Genomic DNA, 4,602 nt, shown 5'->3' with positions numbered 1-4,602 from the left:
GGGCCGGCGAGCGGGGCTCGCAGCCGCAGGCCCGCGGCCCGGCGCCCGGCGGCGTCCGTCCCCGTGAGCTGCCAGCCCGCCACCTCAAGCTCGTCACCCACCGCCGGGATGCGGCCGAGCTCGGTGGCGACCAGACCGGCCAGCGTCTCGTACGGGCCGTCCGGCGCGCGCAGGCCGATCGTCCTGAGCTGGTCGATCCGGGCGGCGCCGTCCGCGTCGTACAGCGCCCGGCCCGTCTCGTCGGTGCCGCGCGGGGCCAGGTCGGGCGTTTCCAGCGGGTCGTGCTCGTCGCGCACCTCGCCGACGACCTCTTCGACGATGTCCTCCAGGGTGACCACGCCGGCCGTGCCGCCGTACTCGTCGATGACGACGGCCATGGTGCGCTTGCCGGAGAGCCGGTCGAGCAGCCGGTCCACGGTCAGCGACTCCGGCACCAGCAGCGGCTCGCGCAGCAGCTTGGACACGGGGTGGCGGGGGCGCTGCTCGGCCGGGATGGCGAGCACGTCCTTGATGTGGGCGACACCGACGACCGTGTCCAGGCTGCCGCGGTAGACCGGGAAGCGGGAGAGTCCGGTGGCCCGGGTGGCGTTGGCGACGTCCTCCGCGGTGGCCTGCGCGTCGAGCGCCATCACCTGCACCCGCGGCGTCATGACGTTCTCCGCGGAGAGCTCGGCCAGGTTCAGGGTGCGGACGAAGAGCTCGGCGGTGTCCCGGTCGAGCGCGCCCGCCCGGGCGGAGTGCCGGGCCAGCGCCACGAGCTCCTGCGGGCCGCGGGCGGAGGCCAACTCCTCGGCCGGTGCGCGGCCGCGGCGGCGCACCGCGCGGTTGGCCGTGTTGTTGAGGTGGGAGATCAGCGGCCGGAAGGCGGCGCTGAAGGCGCGCTGCGGGGTGGCGACCCGCTTGGCCACCGGCAGTGGCTTGGAGATGGCCCAGTTCTTGGGAACGAGCTCGCCGACCACCATCAGCACCAGCGTCGACAGCACGGTCCCGGCCACCAGCGCGATCGACCCGACGGCCGACGAGGGCACCCCGACGGCCTCCAGCGGCCCACCGAGCAGGGCGGCGATCGACGGCTTGGCGAGCATGCCGACGATCAGGTTGGTGACGGTGATGCCGAGCTGCGCCCCGGAGAGCTGGAAGGTGAGGCTGCGCACGGCCTTGAGGGCACTGTCCGCGCCCCGCTCGCCCCGGTCGACGGCCCGTTCCAACTCGGCCCGCTCGACGGTGGTGAGCGAGAACTCCGCCGCGACGAAGGCCCCACAGGCCAGTGACAGCAACAGCGCCACGACCAGGAGCAGCACTTCCATCATGGGGTCACCTCCGTCCCATGGTCGGACAGGAGCGGAGGAATCGCGCGATAGCGGCTACTGGGAGGCTCGCCCATGGGCGGACGCTCACACCTTTCGCTGGAAGTTCTGCACGGACGGGGTCGAACACCCATCGTAAAGGATCGGCAAAGCAGGGTGCGGGGCCCGTGCCGGGCTGCTTCAGGCTGCGCCGGCTCCTTCGGAAGGAGGCAGCCGGTCGGGAGGGGCCGGGGCCTGGCGGGGGCAGCCGGTCGAGAAGGGGCGGGACGGGCCGGACGGCGGTGGCCACCCCGGAAACCCGGGGCGTGCGCCGCCGTCCGGCGTCGGCTCAGTGCTCGCGCAGCTCCGCGATCACCGTGCCGAACTCCTCCAGGTACGGGTGGAGGACGGTGAAGTAGGTGAAGCCGAACCGCTCGCGGTGGGCGCGAAGCTGGTCGGCGATCTCGGTCACCGTGCCGGCCAGCAGCGCGGGGTGTTCGAGTACCTGGTCGGCCGAGAGGCCGTTCGTGTACTGGCTGAACTCCTCCGCGACCGCACGCCGGTCCTCGGTGATGACCACGCGCTGGACGAGGTAGTTCAGCTCGGCGGGCGTCGCGCGGTCGGCGGCGAAGGACTGATAAGCGGCCACCCGCTCCGCCAGCGCGTCCGCGGTGATCACCGTCAGGGTGCCGACGGGGGAGTCGGGCGCCTGGTGGGCGCCGGTGAACGCGGCGACGTCGGCGTGGCGCGCGGCCAGCCGCAGCATCCGGTCCCCGTTGCCGCCGAGCAGCACCGGCGGCCTGGGGGACTGGGCGGCGCGGGGCTGGTGCTCGGCGTCGGCGAGCAGCCGCTCCAACTCGGTCACCGTACGTTCCAGGTGGTCGACGCGCTCCCGCGGCGTGCCCCAGGGCAGCCCGGCGCTGTCGTGCTCGTCCTTGACGTAGCCGGCGCCGAGGCCGAGTTCGAGACGGCCGCCGGTGAGCTGGTCGCAGGTGGCCACCTCGCGCGCGAGCAACGCGGGGTTCCAGAAACCGGCGTTGAGCACGAAGGTGCCCACGCGCGGGCGCTCGGTGGCCTCGGCCGCCGCTATCAGGGCGGGGAACGGGGCGGGCATGCCGAGGTGGTCCGGGACCAGCAGCACGTCGTAGCCCAACTCCTCGGCGCGCCGGCACTGAGCGCGCCACGCCTCACCAGTCTCGATCGCAAGCATGTTGACGCCGAACCGGAAGGGACGGGACATGGCCAAGCCTCCTTGATCGCAGATGAGGGAAAGCTACCCCGCCCGGCCCCCCGCCCGACCGCACACCCTTGCGGACGCGCCACGCCCGCGGCGCCCGTACCGCCGGTCGGTGTGAGCGGGCGGCGCCGCCGGTTGTCCCCGCTAGCGCCCGCGCGCTAGCGTGAAGCGTGGCCAAGACACAGTTGAACGTGCGCGTGGACGAGGCGACCGCCGAGGCGGCCAGGGCGCGCGCCCGGCAACGGGGCATGAGCGTCAACCGCGACATCGAGGACCTGGTCCGCAAGGACACCGGCGAGGTGGGACACACCTTCGTCGAGGCCGCCGCCGACTTCATGAAGCAGTACCAGAGCGCCTTCGCCGAAGAGCTCGACCGCGAGCATCCGAGCCGTTGAACGTCACCGTCGACCTCGCCTGGTTGCTGATGGGCGCCGAGGAGCACACGCCGGGGGACCCGGCCGTCACCGACTGGGGCGCGCTGGTGGCCGCCGTCGGCCGGCACCAGGCGGAGATCTTCGGCGTCCCGGTCTACCGCGACGCCGAGGAACGGGCGGCGGCCCTGCTGCACCTGCTGCTCCAGGTGCCCGCGCTCGAACGGTCCAACGCGCTGTTCGCCAGCGCCGTCGGGTACGCCTACCTCGTCGCCAGCGGCGTCACCGTCACCGTCTCGCCCGAGCGGGTCCGCGACCTGGCCCGGCTGGTCAAGGACGGCACGGCGAGCGTCCACGACGTGGCCGCCGAACTGCGCACCTGGAGCCGCTGACCACCGCAGCGCGCCGCACGCGCCTGCCCGGCCGGCGCGGCGGCCCCGCCCGCTGTCTGCTCTCCGCCGCGGGGACCCGGTCGTGAGGGGGCCGTGCAACCGGCGTTACGGGTGGCGCATGGGGGGACAGGGGTTGGCGCGCCCCGCACGGTCGGGTGAACGTGCCGGGGTGGGTGTCGGTACGGGCGGGCGCCGAGTCCGCGCGCCGTGCCGCCGACCGCGGCCGTGGTGGGCGGCGGAGCCCGTTGTCGACGCCGCGTCAAGGTCACGGCCGAGCTGTCCTGTTGCGGGGATGCCTGATGAGATGGGGTGCGCCCGTCGGTCCACTGTCGCGTCGACGGGCGCCATCGACACGGTACGCAGCACGACGAAGGAACGAGGGTAGCCATGAGCACCACCGAGTCCAGGACCGACGACCCGTGGGTCCGCCGCTTCCATCCCGTAGCCGACAGCCCGCACCGCCTGGTGCTCCTGCCGCACGCAGGGGGCTCGGCTTCCTTCTTCTTCCCGTTCTCCAAGGCACTGGCGGCCACCACCGAGGTGCTGTCGGTGCAGTACCCGGGGCGCCAGGACCGGCGCGCTGAACCGCCGTTGACGAGCGTGCCCGAACTCGTCGACGCCCTGCACGAGGCGCTGACGCCCTGGTGCGACCGCCCGGTGGTGCTCTTCGGGCACAGCATGGGCGCCGTGCTCGGCTTCGAGTTGGCGCGCCGGTTCGAGCGGGAGGGCAACCCGCAGCTCCGCGGCCTGATCGCGTCGGGCCGCCGGGCCCCGACGACCTTCCGGGACGAGAAGGTGCACCAGCGTGACGACGACGGCCTGATCGCGGAGATCCGCGCGCTCAGCGGCACCGACTCGGGGTTGCTGGCCGACGAGGAACTGCTGCGGATGGTGTTGCCGTCGATCCGGGCCGACTACACGGCCATCGAGACCTACCGCTGCGACGTGGACGGCGGCGCGCCGGCGCTGCACTGCCCGATCAGCGTGCTGACCGGCGACGCCGACCCGCGGGTCAGCGTCGAGGAAGCCAAGGCGTGGGCCCCGCTCACCGACGGCGGCTTCACCTTCCGCAGCTTCCCCGGCGGCCACTTCTTCCTCACTCCGCAGCAGGAGCAGGTGGCGGCGGCCATCGCCGATGACGTGGCCGCCTTCACGCACGCGGCCGTCGGCTGAGCCGCGGACCGCAGGCGTCCCACCCACCCCGCCGACCAGGTCGGTGGGGGAACCCCCGGGGGGGGGGGGGGGGGGGGGCGGGGGCCGCCCCCGGGGGCGGGGGGGGCGCTCGCAACGGCCGCGAGCGCGGCAAGGCAGCGCGC

5 protein-coding genes are annotated in these 4,602 nt (G+C 73.9%); 3 read left to right on the top strand and 2 right to left on the bottom strand.

The window, feature by feature from the left end; translation table 11 throughout:
• On the bottom strand, positions 1–1,310 hold a 1,310-nt coding region (locus tag AAHZ94_RS28885), incomplete at its 3' end, for a hemolysin family protein (protein ID WP_349996572.1).
• A 325-nt stretch (positions 1,311–1,635) separates the two neighbouring features.
• Positions 1,636–2,526 carry an LLM class F420-dependent oxidoreductase gene (locus AAHZ94_RS28880; protein WP_349996570.1) on the bottom strand — a complete coding sequence of 297 codons (891 nt, stop codon included), beginning with the start codon at positions 2,524–2,526 and terminating at the stop codon, positions 1,636–1,638.
• 167 nt (positions 2,527–2,693) lie between these two features.
• Here AAHZ94_RS28880 and AAHZ94_RS28875 point away from each other — a divergent pair, with 167 nt between their 5' ends.
• From AAHZ94_RS28875 to AAHZ94_RS28865, 3 genes are all read left to right on the top strand, one after another.
• Entirely contained in the window at positions 2,694–2,918 is a 225-nt protein-coding gene (locus AAHZ94_RS28875; RefSeq protein WP_349996569.1) for an antitoxin, read from the top strand.
• The gene (locus AAHZ94_RS28870) at positions 2,915–3,286 is read left to right on the top strand and encodes a fic family toxin-antitoxin system, toxin component (RefSeq protein ID WP_349996568.1); all 372 of its coding nucleotides are present in this window, start codon (positions 2,915–2,917) and stop codon (positions 3,284–3,286) included. The genes AAHZ94_RS28875 and AAHZ94_RS28870 overlap by 4 nt, the downstream gene beginning before the upstream one ends.
• Positions 3,287–3,673: 387 nt before the next feature.
• On the top strand, positions 3,674–4,459 hold the full coding sequence (locus AAHZ94_RS28865) for a thioesterase II family protein (RefSeq protein WP_349996567.1): 786 nt from the start codon (positions 3,674–3,676) through the stop codon (positions 4,457–4,459).
• Positions 4,460–4,602 lie beyond the last annotated feature (143 nt).

Source organism: Streptomyces sp. HSW2009 (assembly GCF_040240285.1).
Lineage (GTDB): Bacteria > Actinomycetota > Actinomycetes > Streptomycetales > Streptomycetaceae > Streptomyces.
The sequence above is the reverse complement of the archived record's forward strand: the minus strand, read 5'-3'. Positions and strand labels throughout refer to the sequence as shown.

Bases quoted from the DNA above. Each gene is read 5' to 3' on its own strand.
- AAHZ94_RS28880 (WP_349996570.1), bottom strand. From the start codon at position 2,526: ATGTCCCGTCCCTTCCGGTTCGGCGTCAACATGCTTGCGATCGAGACT.
- AAHZ94_RS28865 (WP_349996567.1), top strand. From the start codon at position 3,674: ATGAGCACCACCGAGTCCAGGACCGACGACCCGTGGGTCCGCCGCTTC.